Genomic DNA, 17,824 nt, shown 5'->3' with positions numbered 1-17,824 from the left:
CCGGTCGTTACAGAGTGTCTGTGAGACGATGACGGCGCTGTATCCCCGCCCTACTGCGCTACTCGGTCGCTTCGCTCCCTGCGTTGCTCTTTGAGGACGGGGCATTAGCGCCTGAATTTTAGGTAAAATCTTGTATACCATGACCGCTGGATGGGGCTCGACCCCTCACCACGGAGACCGGCACAGCCGGCGATACCGCCAATAGCGCTGGCTACGACACCGAGGGCACCACGGCGTGTCATGGAGGGCATGTACCGACCCTTACTCGTCGAGACGGTGGAGCAATTGTGTGACGTACGGACTGTTCTCCCAGCTCCGATGTGGGCTAATCGTCGTAATCAGCGTTCGGGCCTCCTCGTGACTCAGATGTCCGTTCCGAGCGTAGTCGACGATGAGCCGCGGTGTCGGGACGATCCGGGGCCCCTGAAGGACGGCGTGAATCAGTGGGAAGTTCGTTCCGCCGAACTCGTCTGTGAGAAACCCGTCGACATCGTGTGCGTTCGCGAGGACGATGCCATCGGTTTCGCCGTCATCGAGACCGAACGTCGGTCGCGAGTCTGGTGTCTCCTCGATCTCATAGGGATCTTTGATCGTGTAGTAGCTACGGGCCGTGAGGACGTTGTTCGCAGCCGCAGCATGGATGTCTTGGTACTGCGTGATGTCTCGGAGTTCCGCGACCACTTCTGGCGGCACGAACACCTCACACGAGGTGAGCAGATACTGGAACGGGTCCGGAGCGTTAGTGTCGACAGCCGCGTCGGCTCGAGGAACTGCGAGACTGACGAGCGCGCTGGTGTCGGCGACGACCGTTCGCAACTGCCCGCCGCTCATCGATCGTCGTCGGTTGCGGCCTCGACCGACATCGCGTCGTCATCGTAGATGTCGACATCGTCGGGGGCAGCGAGATCGAGCGGCTCGTCCTCAAGATCCGCTTTGAGAAGGCGGAGACGCTGGGCGGTCTCGGCGCCGACCAACTGCTTAACGGTCTCGAACTCAAGCTGGTCGTCGTAGTACTTCGTCGCGACAAGTTCCTGAAACGTCTCACTGTCGGCCGTCTCCTCGATGTACTCACGAATCGCCTCGACAAGCAGATCCGTCCGATCCGTGTCAAAGAGCTCCGCGATCGCATCCAGCCGGTCGACGAGATACTCTGGCGACTGGAAATGGACCCGTCGCGGATCGTCGCTTGCGCTCATTCTATGTGTGAGTTCTACACATAGGATGATAACCGTTTCGGCGTTTACACAAAGCTTGCACATCAGCCACCGCCACGCTTTTTTGAATCACGGTAAAAGTCTAACTGATGCCCTCCAACAAGACGACGGCCGCAGCCCCGATAGCGACTGGCGTCCTCCTCGCCGGAACGGCCGCACGAGAAGTCGTACAGCATGGTCCCGAAATCTGGACCGGACTGGCGCTCGCCGGCGGTCTCTCCGCAGTCGTTGTCGGTCTCGGCGTTCTGACCGGACGCGGTGGATTCGACTCCACCGACAACTCCGACGGACGCGACGACCGGTCGACGGTCGCCCTCGCCGGACTCGCGTTGACGTGTGTCGCCGTCGGTGCCGGGATCGCACTGGTCTGACATCCTCGGGGCCACGCCCCGAGGCACTTGCTTCGCTTCTCTGTAAAGCCTCTCACAGAACTGTTTGCGGTCTGATAGCGGAATTTCTGGCCCTGGAACGACAGACCCGAATATTTGTATGGCACGACTGATCATGGAAACGTGTCCATGGAGCCCTCCACAAGCTCGAACGGTCTGGTTAGCACGGAGACCAAGATCACGGCCGTCTTCGTCGTCGTCGCTCTCGTATCCGTGTTCGGTACAACGGCCGTCACCGACAACCAGTGGGTCCACTACTTGGTGCTTCTCGGAATCGGCGTCGTTCTCCCGACGCTCATCAACGAACGTCGTTCCTAAGCGACCGGCGTCACGTCGCCAAAGGGCGCTTAGGCCGACCTGTCACCGACAAACCGCTCCGGGGCCACCCAGCGAACGATCCGCGACGGGCGCACGGAGAGTCCGCTGACGAGCAGGAAGCCGGCGAAAATCACGCCGAATCCCGCGACCGACAGCACCGAGAGGGCCTCTCCGAGCAGCGCCCAGCCGCCGACGGCGGAGACGATCGGCACGAAGTAGAACAGCAGGTTCGCCCGCGTCGCGTCGGTCTCGTCGATCAGCGCGAAGTACGCGAGGTACGCGATAGCGCCCGAGAACACGCCGACGTACAGCAACGCGGCGACCGCGACGGGCGGCACCGAGAGCGAGGTCACGGACTCGCCGGCGCCGATGCTGAGGGCGTGCGAGAGGACGGCGGCCAGCGGAACCCCCCAGACGGTGCGGGCGGTGCTCGACAGCGTCGCGTCGGCACGGCGAATCGCCACCGCGCCGAACGCGCTCGTCACCGCGGCCGCGAAGAGGAGCGGAACGCCTAATCCCCCGCCGAGCAGCGCCGACGGCGACGGGTCCGCCACGAGGACGACACCGAGCAGTCCGAGTCCCATTCCGACGACGCCGCGGGCGGAGAGTCGACTGTCCGTGAGCAGGAGCCCGGCGAACACCGGCGTCAAGATCGGATTCAGGCTGAATATGACGGCCGCTACCCCGCTCGTCACGTACTGCTGGCCGACGAACAGCAGTGCGTTCGTCAGTCCGATCACCAGCACGCCGGTCGCGAGGATCCCGGCGACGTCGCCGACGGTCCGCGGACGGAGCTCGGCACGCGAGAGGTGCGTCGCCGCGAACGCGGCGAGGACGATCGCCCCGATGTCGAACCGAACGGCGACGAAGAACAGCGGCGGCAGGTGCGCGAGGCCGGTCTTCGCCGCGACGAACGTCCCGCCGAACAGCAGCGCCGAGACGGCGAACAGCACGGCGGACCGTCGGGTGAACACGTTACCGTAACACCTCGCTCGTGTCGACACGCGAACGGACAGTTAGAGGCAGCAGATCAGTCACAATTCAACGAATGACACCCAGACATATAACGGAATTCAGAAAATATTCGGTGTTGAGAAACGTTCGCCCATCGCGACAGCATTTCATAGCGTGAAACCCGCACACGGAGCGAAGCCGGTTTATCCCCGAGGGGAGTGGACCTCGTATGGAGGCGCCGCTCGAAGAGATCGAGTTTCTCGCGCGCTCGACGAACCGCGTCGAGGTACTGCGGCTGCTGGCGACTCGACCGCACACTCGGGGCGAACTCGCGGCGACGACCGGGGCGTCACAGGCGACGCTCGGTCGCATCCTCGAGGACTTCGCCGAGCGCTCGTGGGTCACGCGGGAGGGTGGGAAACACGTCGCGACCGCGACCGGGGAGCTGGTGGCCGACGGGGTCGACGACCTCGTCGCCGTCTTGGAAACGGAGGGCAAGCTCCGCGACGTGGTCGCGTATCTCCCCACGGCGGAGTTCGGATTCGACCTCCGTCACCTCGCCGACGCGACGGTGACGGTGCCGAGCCGGACTCGACCGAGCGCGCCGCTTCAGCGCGTCCTCGACGGGATGGAGGGTGCGACGACGCTGCGCGCGGTCTCGCATACGCTCAACGAGCAGAGCCTCGCGACGGCCCACAGTCGCGTCACTGCCGGCCGGCAGACGTTCGAGGCCGTGCTCTCGTCGAGCACGCTCGAAGCCCTCGCGGCCGACGATACGCTTTGGACGCGGCTGCGAGCCCTCGCCGACCACGACGACGCGGCGATCAGGGTGGCCGACGGGGACGTACCGCTTTCGGTCACCGTCGCCGACGACACCGTGTACCTCCTCGTCCGCGACGAGGGCGGGATCCTCCGCGCGGCGATCCACACCGACGACTCGGCGGTTCGCGACTGGGCCGCAGAGACCTTCTCAGACTACTGGGCGCACGCGGAGCCGTTCGATCCGAGGGCGTTCGAAAACTGATCTATCGACGATTCTGTCGAGTAGGCGCTTGCCTCTGCCGACGCCAACCCGGCAACGACCGCTGCCGGGGGTCAGCCGTGAAACCGGTACAGCGACGTGACGTACGGCAACCGGTTGAGCATCCAGATCGCGACCGGCAGCCCCACGACCGTGATCGCGAGGGCCGACGCCACGTTCGCCCACAGCAGGCTCGCCCACCATCCGACGAAGAGGAAGTAGATCGCTCGGACGACGAGCGAGCGCTGTCCCCGCGCCGAATCGGGCTCGGAAAGCGACCGCGGCTCCGCGAGAGTGAGCACCGTCGGCACGAGGTTGATCAGCTTGATACCGATCGGAAGCAGCACGACGGTGACGTTGAGCAGCCACGCGACGTTGACGACGATCGGCGTCACCCACCAGCCGACGAACACGAACCACAGCGCGCGAACGAGGAGCGAACGTTGTGCCATCGACCCCGCTAGCCGTCCGCCCGGTATATCCGTATCGCCGACGAGAAGCGTTCCTACACACGTCCTGTCCTCGGACGTGTGTCATCTCTTCGGACAGTGGTGCCGTGCTAACTCTCGCGCGAGGACCGCTCAGTTAACCGCGTGACGGCGTCCGCCCGGAGACAGTCGACGGCAGTCAGCCCCGACGGCGACACGCGACACGGCCCGATGGTTCGGCTTCCGCCCGCCGAGGTCGGCACGCACCCAACGATTCGGCGAGCGGCGACCGCACGGTATGACCCGTCTAACGGCATCCGTCCGAGAGGGTGTCGGGTTCGATTCGAGGCGCGCTCCGCAAATTGAACCAGCGAACCGACTCCGCGTCACGCGATCACGAACGGACAGTTCGGATCGCCTCGACCGATCGCGTCGAGCGCCTATGGTCGTGCTACTCGGACAGCGGCGGCGAGTACGTTAACTCTATCCTGATTTGTATCCTGCTTACCGTGAAATTAGTTGTGGATATCCTAAACGAACTTCGGATTTGATTATCACGTTCTTACTAAATTACTTGCTTATTGTAGCGGCTCCCGCCTCAGCGGAGCGATCGCGCTTCTGTGCGGAGGCGAGACCGATGACGAATATAAGAAAACAAACACGAACGATCGAACAGGAGGCAATCGAGGATGACCCGAGCGGGTAACAACCGGCTATTCGCGGTCGCGTTCGCGGTGCTAATGGTGACCTCGATGGTCACCGGCGCGGCCGTAATCCCCGGAACGGCCGCCGCGGCGCCCGGTGATGTCGCGCACCGCGTGAACGCGGGCGGACCGACCGTCGCCGCGACGGACGGCGGGCCGGACTGGGCCGCCAGCGACGGGACCTACGTCTCCGGCGGGACGGCCTACTCGAACGACGTGAGCGTCTCGACGGACGCGAGCGTCCCGGCGTCGACGCCGACGGCGGCGTTCCAGACCGAACTGTACGGTGACCAGCAATGGACCTTCTCCGAGAACGTCCAGAGCGGACAGGCGTACGAGGTCCGCCTGTACTTCGCGGAGATCTTCCACGGCGTCACGAACAACGACGGCGAAGGCGCCCGCGTCTTCGACGTCGCCGTCGAAGGGGAAACCGTTCTCGACGACTACGACATCTACGCCGACGTCGGCGCGGCAACGGGCGTGATGAAGTCGTTCACCGTGACGCCCGACGACGGACAGATCGATGTCGACCTGTCGACTGTGGAGGACAACGCGAAAGTCTCCGCGGTCGAGATCGTCGAGTCCGAGCCCGAGCCGAACACGCTCGGCGGGCCTTCGAGCGTCGGGTTCGGCGACGTGGTCGTCGGCGACACCGCGACGGAGACGGTCACGCTGACGAACCTCGGCGGTGACGGCGACGCCGACGTCACGATCGGCGACGTCTCCGTCTCCGGCGACGGAGCGTTCTCCACCGGAGGGGTGTCACAGACGACGCTTTCGCCCGGCGAGTCCGCAGACGTCCCGGTGACGTTCACGCCGGCGGACGCCCAGCCGGCGGCCGCGACGCTCTCGGTCGACCACTCGGGGAGCAACTCGCCGCTCTCGGTCGACCTCTCCGGCGAGGGCACGAGTACCGCCGAGGTCGGCTTCGGATCGAGCGAGCTTCAGGGCTTCGGACAGGGGGCGCTGACGGCCCTCGAGTTCGGTCCCGACGGCCGGCTGTACGTCGCCCAGCAGAACGGCGACGTGTACGCGCTGGAGGTCGAACGGAACGGTGCGAACGACTACAGCGTCGTCAACGAGGAGCAGGTCGGCGCGATCAAAGACATCCCGAACCACGACGACTTCGGGGACTACGCTCCGGGTGAGAACTCCCGGCAGATCACCGGGCTGACGGTCGGTGGCACGGCCGACGAGCCCGTCGTCTACGTGTCGTCGAGCGACCCGACCATCGACGTCGGCACGGACGACGACGACACCGACACGAACTCCGGGGCGATCTCCCGGCTGACGTTCGACTGGAACGCGGACGGCAGCTTGGCGGGCGTCGACCACGACGTGCTGGTCCTCGGACTCCCGCGCTCTGAGGAGAACCACGCCACGAACGGCCTCGACCTGAGCGACGACGGCGAAACGCTGTACGTCGCACAGGGCGGTCACACGAATCAGGGCGCCCCGAGCAACAACTTCGGCCACACGCCGGAGTACGCGCTCTCCGCGGCCGTCCTCGAGATCGACCTCGCACAGATCGCCCAGAACTACCAGGCGAAGGACCTCGAGAACTACGACGCACAAGGGAGCAGTCAGAGCTACCCGAGCGTCGACTTCCTCTACGCGATCCCGACCGTCCAGAACCATGATGACACGCCCGGCGACGACCTGCCGTTCGGCGGGAACGACGGGATCAACCAGGCCAAGTGGCTCGCGGACGGCCCGGTGCAGGTCTACTCGTCGGGATACCGGAACCCCTACGACCTCGTGCTGTCCGCGGACGATCAGCTCTACGTGATCGACAACGGCCCGAACGGCGGCTGGGGCGGCCAGCCGGTCAACGAGGGTTCGAGCGGCGTCTGTACGAACGCGCCCAACGAACCCGGCGACAGCACGGGCGATCAGCTCCACCTCGCGACCGAGGGCAGCTACGGCGGTCACCCCGCCCCGATCCGTGCGAACCCGACCGGGGCGGACATCTACGACGCCGACGGGAACGTGATCTTCGACATCAACGCGTCGAACAGCCCCGTCCCGGCGTCCGCGGTGAACCCGGTCGAGTGCGACTACCAGAGTCCCGACGAGGACAACTCTCTCGGCGACACGTTCGGCTGGACCGGCGGTATCGAGGAGTACACCGCCTCGAACTTCGGCGGCGCGATGCAGGGCGACCTGCTCGTCGTCGAGGGCGGCAGTAACGTCGAGCGCGTCGAACTCAACGCCGCCGGCGACGCCGTCACGAACCAGGAGGACAACTTTTTCACGCCGGGCAGCGCGCTCGGCATCGAAGCGGCGGGCGACGACGGCTCCTTCCCGGGCACCGTCTGGACCGCTCGCGGCGACCTCACGGTGTTCGAGCCGAACGACTACGGCAGCGACGGCGGCGACGGAGGCGACGGCCAGCAGTGTACGGGCGCGGACGACCCGGCACTCGACGAAGACGGCGACGGCTACGACAACGCCGACGAGATCGACGCGGGAACGGACCCGTGCTCGGCGGCGTCGACGCCGTCCGACTTCGACGACGACGGCACGTCGAACCTGAACGACCCCGACGACGACAACGACGGCCAGCCCGACACGGCCGACCCGTTCGCGGTCGACCCGGACGACGGGACGACCACGGCGCTTCCGGTACAGCTGGACTTCGCGGAGACGCAGCTGTTCGGCGAGAACGGCCAGGGCTGGACCGGCCTGATGACGAACGGCGAGGACGATTACCAGGACCTCTACGACCCCGACCAGCTGACGGTCGGCGGCGCGGCACAGGTCCTCACTGTCGAGGATGTCCCCGCAGGCGACGCGACGAACGAAGACCAGCAGTACGCCTTCCAGTTCGGCGTGGACGAGCCGACGGAGCCGTTCACGGTCTCGACGACGGTGAACGGCCTCCCCGAGAGCCCGTCGAACTACCAGGGGATGGGTATCTACGTCGGCAACGGCGACCAAGATAACTATCTAAAGCTCATCACCGCCGCGAACGGCGGTTCCGGCGGTATCCAGTTCGGAAAGGAGACCGGCGGGACCTTCCAGAACGTCGCCCAGCCCGACGACTCCGCGGTCGCGGGCCCGAGCAACAACACGGAGCTCACGATGACGGTCTACCCGAGCAACGAGACCGTTCAGGCGTCCTACACGCCCGAGGGCGGCGAGCAGACCGCGGTCGGCGAGACGACGATCCCGGCCGCGTGGCTCGACGGCTCGGACGACGCCGGCCTCGCGATCGGGGTCATCTCGACCTCCTACCAGGCCGGGTCGACGTTCGACGCGACCTGGACCGACCTGAACGTCGAGTACGTCACGCCGCCCGCGAACCAGCCGCCCGAGGCCGACGCCGGCGCGAACCAGACCGTCGATGCCGGCGACGAGGTCACCCTCGACGCCTCCGCTTCGACCGACCCGGACGGAGACGACGGCGCACTGGGCTACACGTGGACCCAGACCGCGGGCACGCCCACGGGGCTGCTCGACATGAGCGACAGCGAACAGGTGTCGTTCACCGCGCCCGACGTGGAGAGCGAGACGACGTTCACCTTCCAAGTGAGCGTCTCCGACGGCGAGGACAGCGACGCCGACACGGTCGACGTCACGGTACAGCCGGCCGACGGCGCAGACCCCGTGGAACTGACCGTCGCCGAGGCGGTCGCGACCGGCGGTGACGACGACTCGGTCATCGAGAACGCGGAGATCCAACAGGCACTCAACTGGTGGTCGACCGGCAGCGACGTCCCCGACACCGGGGGCGAGACGATCGGCAACGCCCAGATTCAACAGCTCGTCAACTACTGGTCGACGGGCGCCACCGTCGGCGACGCCAACGCGCAGCCGACGGCGGCGTTCACCGCCAGCCCCGACTCCCCCACGGCGGGCGAGTCGGTCTCGTTCGACGCCTCGGCGTCGGGCGACGCCGACGGCTCGGTCGCGAGCTACGAGTGGGACTTCGGTGACGGCGACACCGCGACGGGCGCGACGCCCGCGCACGCGTACGACGCAGCGGGCGACTACGACGTGACGCTCACCGTCACCGACGACGACGGGGCGACCAACACGACGACCGAGACGATTTCGGTCAGCGCCGCCGCGGCCGAGCTCGGCGCCGCGTCGGTGACCGTCACGCCGGACGGCGGGACCGAGGCGAGCACCTACAGCGGCGGCTCGTTCACCGTCGAGAACACCGGCGACCAGGCGATCTCGTCGGTCTCGTTCGACCTCTCGTCGGCGGCGATGCCCGACATGGTGTGGGACCCGCAGGGAACCGCCGGCGACCAGGCCGCGAAGGGTCTGAGCGTCGACTCGCAGTCGGGTGACGGCGTCGGGGTCGTGAGTACGGCCGACGACGACGTATTCAGCCAGCCGCACAACGGGCAGAACGCCGACGACGGCTACGACGTGTTGACCGTCGAGTTCACCGACTTCGACCCCGGTGAGTCGGTGTCGTTCTCGGCGGACAACGACCCGACGAGCATCAAGGGCGCGACTCTCAGCTCCCAAGAGGCCGGCCCGGTCTCCGGGCTCGAACTCGCTCGCTCGACCGTGAGCGTCGGGTACGCCGACGGGAGCAGCCAGGAGACGCAGCTGTTCGGCGACGGCAGCGCCGGAGGCGCCCAGGCGACGCTCGACGACGCGATCGCGCCGGCGCCGGGCATCGGCGTACAGAACGTCACCCTCGACGACGGCGCGCTCCGTGACCACCACGCCGCGGCCACCGTGAGCGAGGCCACCCAGAACGTGACCGTCACGGGTGAGCCCGGCGAGACGGTCACGCTACAACACGCCGAGGCCGAACTCGAACTGTCGAACGTTCCCGAGTACGACGGGACGCCCGGCTACGGCGTCGAGGCCTACGAGGCCAACAAGGTCGAGACGGTCGACTATCAGACGGTCACGCTCGACTCGAACGGCGAGGCCGAGGTGCCCGTCACGCTGGTCAACACCACCGCGGTCGGCGGCTACAACTACTTCGTGGCGACGCGGGGGGAGCCCGGCGCCGACACCGGGCTCGGCTCCGACGCGGTCGTCCTGAAGTACGAGGAGACCGCCGGCGGCGACCCGGGGCAGCCCGCCGACACCGTCTTCGCGGTGAACGCCGGCGGCGACGCGTACACCGCCGCCGACGGCACGACGTTCCAAGCGGACGCGAACTTCGACGGCGGGACCACGTTCGCGACCGGAAACGCCGGGACCCCGGCGGACCCCGAGATCGCGAACACGGACGACGACGAGCTGTACCACACCGAGCGGTACGGCGACTTCGGCTACGACGTGTCCTTAGCGGACGGCGAGTACGAGGTCACGCTACACTTCGCCGAGCTCTACCAGGGCGTCGCCAACGACGGCGGCGCCGGCGACCGCCTGTTCAACGTCTCGATCGAAGGCCAGCAGGTCCTCGGCGACTACGACATCTACGCCGAGGCCGGCGGCGCGCACGCGGCCGCCACGGAGACGTTCACCGCCGAGGTGACCGACGGCGAACTGAACGTCGACTTCAGCACCGTCGAGGACAACGCGAAGGTGTCGGCGATAGCGGTCACGCAGGCGGATAGCGGATCCGGTGGCGACGGCAGTTCCGGCGGAGATGACGGGTCCGGTGGCTCCGGCGACGACGGCGACGGGAGCGGCGACTCCGGCGGGGACACCGGCACCGCGTCGGCCGACTTCGCCGTCAACGCGAACGGCGGCGTCGACGCCAGCACGTACGGCAGCGGCTCCTTCGAAATCACGAACACCGGCGACCGGCAGATCTCGTCGGTCACCTACGACCTGAGCACCGCCGCGTTCCCCGACGTGGTCTTCGACCCGCAGGGGACCGCGGGCGACGACGGGGCGAAGGGCTTCACGCCCGACAGCGGCGCGAGCGCGGTCGACCCCTCGGGGTCGTTCGCCGCGCCGCACAACGGCCAGAACGCCGACGACGGATACGACGAGCTCGTCGTTGACTTCGGCGACTTCGAGGGCAGCGAGACGTTCGCGTTCTCGACGGACATCGACCCGACGAGCATCAAGAACGCCCAAGGGACCGGCGCGGCCGGCTCGGTCTCCGGGTTGGAGCTCGCGGGCACGACGGTGATTGTCGAGTACGCCGACGGAAGCACGCAGACGACGAGCCTGTTCGGCGACGGCAGCAGCGGCGGCTCGCAGGCCGCCGCGACCGCCAACGTCTCGGACGCTCCGACGCTCGGCGCGCAGAACGTCTCGCTCGACGGCGACGCGCTCGACGCGCGCCACGGTGCGGCGACGGTCTCCGCGGCCGACCAGACCGTAACCGTCTCCGGCCCGGCGGACGCGACCGTCGAGTTCCTCCACGTGGAGGGGCAGCTCGAACTCGCAAATCAGGCCGACGGCTACGACCTCGAGGCGTACGAGGCGAACACCGCCGAGAACGTCGAGTACCAGACGATAACGCTCGACTCGAACGGTGAGGCGACGGTCGACGTCTCCCTCACCAACACGTCGAGCAGCGGCGCCGAGGGCGGCTTCAACTACTTCGTCGCGGCCGTACAGGACGGCGGCGGCGACACCGGCGAGACGTCGAACGTCGTGGTGCTGAAGTACGACGAGAGCGCCGGAGACGATCCGCAACCTGCCGCGGTCCTCCACCGCGTGAACGCCGGCGGGAGCACGGTGGCCGCGACCGACGACGGTCCCGACTGGACCGGCGTCACGGGCACCGAATCCCCGTACCTCGCTGCCGCGGACGGCGGGAACTACGACGGCGGTGACGACGTCACGCCCGACAGCACCGTTCCCGCGTCGACGCCCGCGTCGGTGTTCGACTCCGAGCGGTACGGCGAGATGACGTGGGAGTTCTCCGTGGACTCTGGGCAACTGGTCGAGGTGCGGCTCTCCTTGGCGAACTCCTTCCCGCAGACGGACCAGCCGGGCGACCGGCAGTTCAACGCCTCGATCGAGGGCCAGCAGGTCCTGACGCAGTACGATCCCGTGGCCGACGTCGGGCACGCGACGGGGACGACGAAGCGATTCACCGTCACGGAGGACGGCGACGGGACGATCTCGGTCGTCTTCGAGCAGGGCGCTGCCGAGGAACCCGAGGTCAGAGCCATCGAGGTCGTGGAATCGGAGGGGGACTCGGAGTAGGTGGACCGATGACCGACCACGACCCGCACTCGTTCGGCGTTCGCCTGCGACCGACCGCAGCGGTCGGGCCGACGAGTCACCGGACCGAGCGACGACCGCCCCGACGACACGATACCCAACGACACGACGACAATCGATGAACGACACAGTACACAACTCCCTCAGACAGACGGTCACGGCGCTCGTCGCGCTCACGCTCGTCCTCTCGGTCCTCGGACCGGTGGGGACGGTGGCGGCGGACCCGGCCGTCTCGATCGAACAGACAGCAGACAACACCGCGGTCGCCCCGGGAGACACGGTAACGCTCACGACGACCTTCGAAGCGGCAGACGTTAACGGACCGCTCGTCGAACTGGCCTTCCCCGACGGCTGGGAAGGCACGGTGACCGACTCGGCCGGCGGGGCCGTGAACCCGTCGGACGAAACCGGAACCGTGCTGCCGTCGAACGCTCCGGCGGTCGTCTGGCTCTCCGCGGGAACCTACGAAGTCACGACGGAGGTTCAGGTACCCGACGACGCGACGCCCGGCGAGTACACGCTCTCGGCGACCGGCTCCGGCGTCGACCCGACCGACGACGACGACGGCGTCGCCGACGAGGACGACGAGATAGACACCACGGCGACCACGGTCACGGTCCAAGCGCCCGACCAGAACGAGCCCCCCACGGCGTCGTTCACCGCGAGCCCGGACTCGCCCGACGCGGGTGAGACGGTCTCGTTCGACGCGTCTACATCCAGCGACGCGGACGGCTCGATCGCGAGCTACGAGTGGGCGTTCGGTGACGGCGACACGGCGACCGGCGAATCGGCCGGCCACGCGTACGACGCCGCGGGCGACTACGACGTGACGCTCACCGTCACCGACGACGACGGCGCCACCGCACAGACCACGCAGACGGTCTCCGTGAGCGAAGCGCCCGTTCCGGCGAGCTTCCAAGTCTCGAACTTGGACGTCGAGTCGCCGGTCACGCAGGGCGACGACGCCTCGGTGACCGCGACCGTCGAGAACGTCGGCGAAGAGGGCGATACACAGACGATCTCGCTCGCCGTCGAGGGCAGCGAGGTCGATAGCCAGTCGCTCACGCTTTCCGGCGGCGACGGTCAGCAGGTGAACTTCGCCGTCGACACCGCCGGTCTCTCGGTCGGGAACAACGACGTGACGCTCTCGACCGACGACGACAGCGCGTCGGCGACGCTCGACGTGACGCCGGACGCGCCGGAGAACCAGCCGCCGACGGCCGACGCCGGTGACGACCAGACCGTCGAGGAGAACGGCTCCGTCACGCTCGACGCGGCCGCGTCGAGCGACCCCGACGGCGACGGCCTCTCGTACGACTGGACGCAGACCGGTGGGGCCGCAGTCGGGCTGAGCGACGACGACACTGCGACGCCGTCGTTCACGGCCCCCGACGTCGACGGTGAGGAGACGCTCACGTTCGAGGTCGAGGTCTCCGACGGCGAGGCGACTGACACCGACACGGTGGCAGTCACGGTCGCGGATACCGAGACTGAGCCGCCGACCGACGGCCCGTCCGCCGAGGTCGGCCTGTCGCCCGACAGCGACCTCGTCGCAGTCGGCGACTCCGCCGAGTACGACATCACGGTCGACGACGCCGAGGGCGGCGTCGGCGTCTACTCGATGACCGTCGCCGTCGACGACCCGAGCGTGGCGTCGATCTCCGGGGTCGATCTCGCAAGCCTCGCCAACGAGGAACTCGCGGACGTCCAGATCGCCGAAGACGGCTCCTCGGCGACGATAGAGGCGGTCCTGGTCGACACTTCCGACACCGGGAGCGTGACGCTCGGCACCGTCACCGTCGAGTCCGCCGCCGAGGGGACCACGGGGGTCTCGCTCGACGTCTCCGAGCTGGGCGACGAGTCCGGGAACGCCTACACGGTGACGGCCACGTCGGGCGCCACGCTCGAAGCCTCGACCCTCGTCGTCGGCGGTTCCGAGAGTCCGGCCCAAGACCCGGACGGTGACGGCGTCTACGAGGACGTCAACGGCGACGGTACCGTGGACGTGCTCGACGTCCAGACGCTGTTCGCCGACCGCGACGGCGCGGCCGCACAGAACTCGCCCGAGGCGTTCGACTTCAACGGCGACGGCGAGTTCTCGCTGCTCGACATCCAGACGCTGTTCGCCGAGGAGACGGGGTGACCCGAGCGCATGGCGGGCATTGACACACTAACCGCGCTCCCGACGGCGGCCCTGGTGGGGCTGCTGTTGCTGAGCGCGACCGCGGCGCCGGCCGTCGCCGCGACGGACACGCCGGTGCGACTCGTCGGGCCTGACGGGCCAGCAACCGTCGGGGAGACCGCGACGGTCTCCGTGGTCGTCGGCGAGACCGAGGGCGGCGTCGGCGCGTACAACCTGACCGTCGCCACCGATGACCCGGACGTGGCGGCCGTCGTCGACGCGAAGGTGGCCGGCGACCCGGGGATCCGCGATGTTGAGGTCGCTCCCGACGGCTCGCGCGTGACCGTCCGCGCCGCGCTGATGGACACGGCCGACGCGGGCGAGGTTACCGTCGCGACGGTCACCGTCGCCGCCGAAGCCGCCGGTGAGACCGACCTCACCGTCGCCGTCGAGACCCTCGGAGACGAGACGGGTCGCCCGTACGAGGTGACCACCGAAGCGGGATCCACGCTCACGGTCGACGGTGACACCGAATCGACCGGCGAGTCGACCGGAACCACGCCGTCCGACGAGTCGTCGGGAACCGCGTCGGAATCGGCCGACACCGATGAAAACGGCACGGAAGACGGCTCCGCGGCCGACGCCGAGTCGACCGAAAGCACGTCGTCCGACGAATCGGGGGGAACCGCGTCGGAATCGGCCGACACCGATGAAAACGGCACGGAGGACGGCTCCGCGGCCGACGCCGAGTCGACCGGAACGACGCCGTCCGACGAGCAGTCGTCGGGGACCGCGTCCGAATCGGACGCCGGCGACGAGGACTGGGTCGTCCCGACCGAGGCGAGGGAGTCCCTCTCGCTGTTTTCACCTGCCGCGACCGGTTTCGCGCTGTTCGCCGTGGCGGCCCTGACCGGCGGGATAGTCTACCGGCGCCGGCTGCGCTGACCAGTCGGATCCCAGCTCGGTCCGCTTTTTTTTTGCGCCGACCGCAATCGTCGACGGTGGTGATTCCGACATCGGGTGATCGTGACCGGGTCCGTGCCGCTTATCCCCCAACTGCGGTCGGGGTTCCTCCGCCTGAAGCCGGAGGAGGACTCAACTCGGCGGACAGCGCAGCGACGTACCCCTTACAGCCCGGCGATGCGGTTCGGCTGTATACACCACGTCAATCCACAGATCCGGCTTTGTTGAAATCCTTGGTCGCTGATAGTTCGTAGAAGCCGTGCTGAATACAGCGCGCGAATGTGGCACGTTGCGCTAGCGGTTTGACCTCCTCCCGCGCTCGTGGGCATCAGGCCACGGCGATCGCGTACAGCACGACACAGAGGCCGACGACGGTCACGACGCCCCGCACGAGCAGTACGATCCCGTTCCCCACGCCGGCCGCATCGGCGAACACGACGGCCGCGGAGACGCCCGCGGTCAGCGTACCGATGCCGACGGCGAGCGCTCGCATCTTGGCGGAGCCGTTACGCCGGTATCCGCGATAGGCCAGCGTCGCGACGAACAGTCCCACGACGGCGATTACGCTGCGGGTTATCAACACCACACTGAGCGGCCCTACCGCCGACAGGCTCGCCGGTATCATCGCATCCCCCCGCCGTACACCGTCCACAGGATCGTTCCCAACCCGACCAACTCACAGCCGCTGACGAGGAGCGACCGACCCGTACTGCCCATGTCCGTCGCAGTCGGCACCCCGACGCGGAGCAGTTCCGGCACCGTGATCAGAAAGATGAGGCCCACTGCGAGCCAGAGCATCCCGCGGTGCGCCGGTCCTCGACGATAACCGCGAATCAGCACCGCGGCGATGATCAGCGACAACACTACCGAAACCACGGAGAGCGCGATCACGCCGAGCCCGACGAGCGGGTCGGCCCCGGTCGTCTCCACCTGTATCGGGAGCATCTCAGGACAACCCCTCGAACAGATCCGTGAAGCGGTCGGCGGGATCGGTCGAGCGCGTCACCGCTACTTCGTAGCCCCCGTCGGTGAACGTGACGGTGACGTCCTCGACCGTCGCCGCGTACCGCTTATAATGGTGGCCGTCGGGGTCGAACTCCTGCCGTTCGGTCACGAGGTCCGCGTCCCGTAGCCGGTCGAGGCGGCGGTACGCCGTCGCGTCGGACATCTCACAGGCCGTACAAAGTTCATCGAGTAAACTACCCCACCCTACTCGCTCACGGCATTGCCGTTCGCTTCGTTGAGGGTGGGGCTTTCGCGTGGACTCCTGTTCTGGCCATCGCTGGCAGGCTCGTAATCGCCGTTCACATTCAACGTCCCGCGATTCAAGCGCACGTTTACGGGTGCGCCTCCGCTCGACGACGTTTGCGCCGAGCGGAGATACTTCAGACCGATATTCTTCGCCGCGTTGTAGTCGGCGTTCACTTCGTAACCGCACTTCTGGCAACAGAACCGTGCTTGCGTCTCGCGGTTCTCTCGGAGTGTCGTCCCGCACTTCGAACATCGCTGGGAGGTGTAGGCAGGACTCACCTGTTCAACCGAGACGCCGACGATTTTGGCTTTGTACCCGACGTACTCGAACAGGCGTCGGAACGCCCACGCGTGGAACTTCTTGGCGTTCGGCATCCGTTCACGAATGCCGGTCAGGTTCTCGAACGCGATCACGTCACAGTCGTATTCGACGGCTTCCGCGACGAGTTCTTTCGAGACTGTGTGTAAAAAGTGGTCGTACCGACCTGTCTCGGTGCGTCCGACCGATTGGATGGTTTCGTGAGCAGCCCGCGTCCCGCGCTGGTGAAGCGATCCACGCCGCTTTTCGAACTCGCGGTGCCAGTGGTTTAGCTCTGCGCCGTTCCAGAACGTGCCTGTTGATGTGACGGCGACGTTTTCGATGCCGAGGTCAACGCCGAGGACTGTGCTGTGCTCGTCGTTGCCTTCGTCGGCAGTCTCGAACTCCACGTCCGCCTTTGTGCGGACGTGAAGGTAGAACTCGCCGTCTCGATAGTGGAGTTCTGCGCCCGTCACGTCGTAGTCGTCGTTGAACAGATACTCCGAGTGGGGGGTCTCGCGTTCCTCGTCTGGAAGGACGTACTTGGCCGTGATGCGACCTTCGACGGTTGAGAGCGTCACGTGGTCGTCGTTGAACGTCGCACACCGCTTATCGTAGACGAGTGTGTGAGCGGAAAAGGACGGTTTCCCTGCGTAGTCGCCTTGTTTCCAGCGGGCGACGACACTTTGGACGGCGTCGGCGGCCTTGTTGCGAGCGTTCTGAACGAGATTCGCTTGTAACCGTGTCTCAGCCCGCACGTCGTCGTAGGTTTCACGTTGGAGTTGGGCTTTGCTCGTCGTTTTATACTCACCTTGCCACGCGTGGTCGACGACGTAGTTGGCAGCCCACAGGAACTCGGAGATAGTTTCATGGAGGAGGTCGGCGTCGCTGTCGGCCACATTGAGCTTGACAGGGACGGTGCGGCGGACCTCCATCCGTATTTCAGATGTATTCTCTTATTTTTAAATCAGTAACGATTCTGTGAGGAGTCGGCCGACAATCGAACGTGGCTGGTGTCATGCTGGGTCGGTTTCCTCTCCGACCTACTCGCTCGCTCC

At 66.9% G+C, this 17,824-nt stretch carries 14 protein-coding genes; 6 read left to right on the top strand and 8 right to left on the bottom strand.

Annotation, left to right across the window (positions count from 1 at the left end; translation table 11 throughout):
* Positions 1-261: 261 nt before the first annotated feature.
* Positions 262-831: a hypothetical protein gene (locus DVK07_RS14850; protein ID WP_121597779.1), complete on the bottom strand. Its 570-nt coding sequence runs from the start codon at positions 829-831 to the stop codon at positions 262-264.
* On the bottom strand, positions 828-1,196 hold the full coding sequence (locus DVK07_RS14845; protein ID WP_121597778.1) for a hypothetical protein: 369 nt from the start codon (positions 1,194-1,196) through the stop codon (positions 828-830). Before DVK07_RS14845 ends, DVK07_RS14850 begins: the two co-directional genes overlap by 4 nt.
* Before the next feature lie 107 nt (positions 1,197-1,303).
* Between DVK07_RS14845 and DVK07_RS14840 the strand changes: the two genes are divergently transcribed.
* Both DVK07_RS14840 and DVK07_RS14835 read left to right on the top strand, forming a co-directional pair.
* Positions 1,304-1,585, top strand: coding sequence for a hypothetical protein (locus DVK07_RS14840; protein ID WP_121597777.1), 282 nt, complete (start codon positions 1,304-1,306; stop codon positions 1,583-1,585).
* A 147-nt stretch (positions 1,586-1,732) separates the two neighbouring features.
* Positions 1,733-1,921 carry a hypothetical protein gene (locus tag DVK07_RS14835; RefSeq protein ID WP_121597789.1) on the top strand — a complete coding sequence of 63 codons (189 nt, stop codon included), beginning with the start codon at positions 1,733-1,735 and terminating at the stop codon, positions 1,919-1,921.
* A gap of 29 nt (positions 1,922-1,950) precedes the next feature.
* Here DVK07_RS14835 and DVK07_RS14830 read toward each other — a convergent pair whose 3' ends face one another.
* Entirely contained in the window at positions 1,951-2,895 is a 945-nt protein-coding gene (locus DVK07_RS14830; protein ID WP_121597776.1) for a DMT family transporter, read from the bottom strand.
* Between the two features lie 209 nt (positions 2,896-3,104).
* Between DVK07_RS14830 and DVK07_RS14825 the strand changes: the two genes are divergently transcribed.
* On the top strand, positions 3,105-3,899 hold the full coding sequence (locus DVK07_RS14825; RefSeq protein ID WP_121597775.1) for a winged helix-turn-helix domain-containing protein: 795 nt from the start codon (positions 3,105-3,107) through the stop codon (positions 3,897-3,899).
* A 71-nt stretch (positions 3,900-3,970) separates the two neighbouring features.
* On the opposite strand, the gene DVK07_RS14820 is transcribed toward DVK07_RS14825, so the two are convergent.
* The gene (locus DVK07_RS14820) at positions 3,971-4,348 is read right to left on the bottom strand and encodes a YccF domain-containing protein (RefSeq protein WP_121597773.1); all 378 of its coding nucleotides are present in this window, start codon (positions 4,346-4,348) and stop codon (positions 3,971-3,973) included.
* A gap of 665 nt (positions 4,349-5,013) precedes the next feature.
* Here DVK07_RS14820 and DVK07_RS14815 point away from each other — a divergent pair.
* From DVK07_RS14815 to DVK07_RS14805, 3 genes are all read left to right on the top strand, one after another.
* On the top strand, positions 5,014-12,114 hold the full coding sequence (locus DVK07_RS14815; protein WP_121597772.1) for a malectin domain-containing carbohydrate-binding protein: 7,101 nt from the start codon (positions 5,014-5,016) through the stop codon (positions 12,112-12,114).
* A 136-nt stretch (positions 12,115-12,250) separates the two neighbouring features.
* Positions 12,251-14,275 carry a PKD domain-containing protein gene (locus tag DVK07_RS14810; protein ID WP_158603165.1) on the top strand — a complete coding sequence of 675 codons (2,025 nt, stop codon included), beginning with the start codon at positions 12,251-12,253 and terminating at the stop codon, positions 14,273-14,275.
* Positions 14,276-14,284: 9 nt separating this feature from the next.
* Positions 14,285-15,199: a hypothetical protein gene (locus DVK07_RS14805; RefSeq protein WP_121597771.1), complete on the top strand. Its 915-nt coding sequence runs from the start codon at positions 14,285-14,287 to the stop codon at positions 15,197-15,199.
* A 346-nt stretch (positions 15,200-15,545) separates the two neighbouring features.
* On the opposite strand, the gene DVK07_RS14800 is transcribed toward DVK07_RS14805, so the two are convergent.
* The 4 genes from DVK07_RS14800 to DVK07_RS14785 are packed head-to-tail and all read right to left on the bottom strand — an operon-like array spanning position 15,546 to position 17,701.
* On the bottom strand, positions 15,546-15,842 hold the full coding sequence (locus DVK07_RS14800) for a hypothetical protein (RefSeq protein ID WP_121597770.1): 297 nt from the start codon (positions 15,840-15,842) through the stop codon (positions 15,546-15,548).
* On the bottom strand, positions 15,839-16,162 hold the full coding sequence (locus tag DVK07_RS14795) for a hypothetical protein (protein ID WP_121597769.1): 324 nt from the start codon (positions 16,160-16,162) through the stop codon (positions 15,839-15,841). Before DVK07_RS14795 ends, DVK07_RS14800 begins: the two co-directional genes overlap by 4 nt.
* A gap of 1 nt (position 16,163) precedes the next feature.
* Entirely contained in the window at positions 16,164-16,385 is a 222-nt protein-coding gene (locus DVK07_RS14790) for a hypothetical protein (RefSeq protein ID WP_233565448.1), read from the bottom strand.
* Between the two features lie 41 nt (positions 16,386-16,426).
* Positions 16,427-17,701: an RNA-guided endonuclease TnpB family protein gene (locus DVK07_RS14785; RefSeq protein WP_121597768.1), complete on the bottom strand. Its 1,275-nt coding sequence runs from the start codon at positions 17,699-17,701 to the stop codon at positions 16,427-16,429.
* Positions 17,702-17,824: the final 123 nt, after the last annotated feature.

This window comes from Halorubrum sp. Atlit-26R (assembly GCF_003666015.1).
GTDB lineage: Archaea > Halobacteriota > Halobacteria > Halobacteriales > Haloferacaceae > Halorubrum.
The sequence above is the reverse complement of the archived record's forward strand: the minus strand, read 5'-3'. Positions and strand labels throughout refer to the sequence as shown.

What these genes read in the sequence shown, in the direction of transcription:
- DVK07_RS14835 (WP_121597789.1), top strand. Translation starts at nt 1,733, where the DNA reads ATGGAGCCCTCCACAAGCTCGAACGGTCTGGTTAGCACGGAGACCAAG.
- DVK07_RS14795 (WP_121597769.1), bottom strand. Translation starts at nt 16,162, where the DNA reads ATGCTCCCGATACAGGTGGAGACGACCGGGGCCGACCCGCTCGTCGGG.
- DVK07_RS14825 (WP_121597775.1), top strand. Translation starts at nt 3,105, where the DNA reads ATGGAGGCGCCGCTCGAAGAGATCGAGTTTCTCGCGCGCTCGACGAAC.
- DVK07_RS14845 (WP_121597778.1), bottom strand. Translation starts at nt 1,196, where the DNA reads ATGAGCGCAAGCGACGATCCGCGACGGGTCCATTTCCAGTCGCCAGAG.
- DVK07_RS14840 (WP_121597777.1), top strand. Translation starts at nt 1,304, where the DNA reads ATGCCCTCCAACAAGACGACGGCCGCAGCCCCGATAGCGACTGGCGTC.
- DVK07_RS14790 (WP_233565448.1), bottom strand. Translation starts at nt 16,385, where the DNA reads ATGTCCGACGCGACGGCGTACCGCCGCCTCGACCGGCTACGGGACGCG.
- DVK07_RS14810 (WP_158603165.1), top strand. Translation starts at nt 12,251, where the DNA reads ATGAACGACACAGTACACAACTCCCTCAGACAGACGGTCACGGCGCTC.
- DVK07_RS14820 (WP_121597773.1), bottom strand. Translation starts at nt 4,348, where the DNA reads ATGGCACAACGTTCGCTCCTCGTTCGCGCGCTGTGGTTCGTGTTCGTC.
- DVK07_RS14850 (WP_121597779.1), bottom strand. Translation starts at nt 831, where the DNA reads ATGAGCGGCGGGCAGTTGCGAACGGTCGTCGCCGACACCAGCGCGCTC.
- DVK07_RS14815 (WP_121597772.1), top strand. Translation starts at nt 5,014, where the DNA reads ATGACCCGAGCGGGTAACAACCGGCTATTCGCGGTCGCGTTCGCGGTG.
- DVK07_RS14785 (WP_121597768.1), bottom strand. Translation starts at nt 17,701, where the DNA reads ATGGAGGTCCGCCGCACCGTCCCTGTCAAGCTCAATGTGGCCGACAGC.
- DVK07_RS14800 (WP_121597770.1), bottom strand. Translation starts at nt 15,842, where the DNA reads ATGATACCGGCGAGCCTGTCGGCGGTAGGGCCGCTCAGTGTGGTGTTG.
- DVK07_RS14805 (WP_121597771.1), top strand. Translation starts at nt 14,285, where the DNA reads ATGGCGGGCATTGACACACTAACCGCGCTCCCGACGGCGGCCCTGGTG.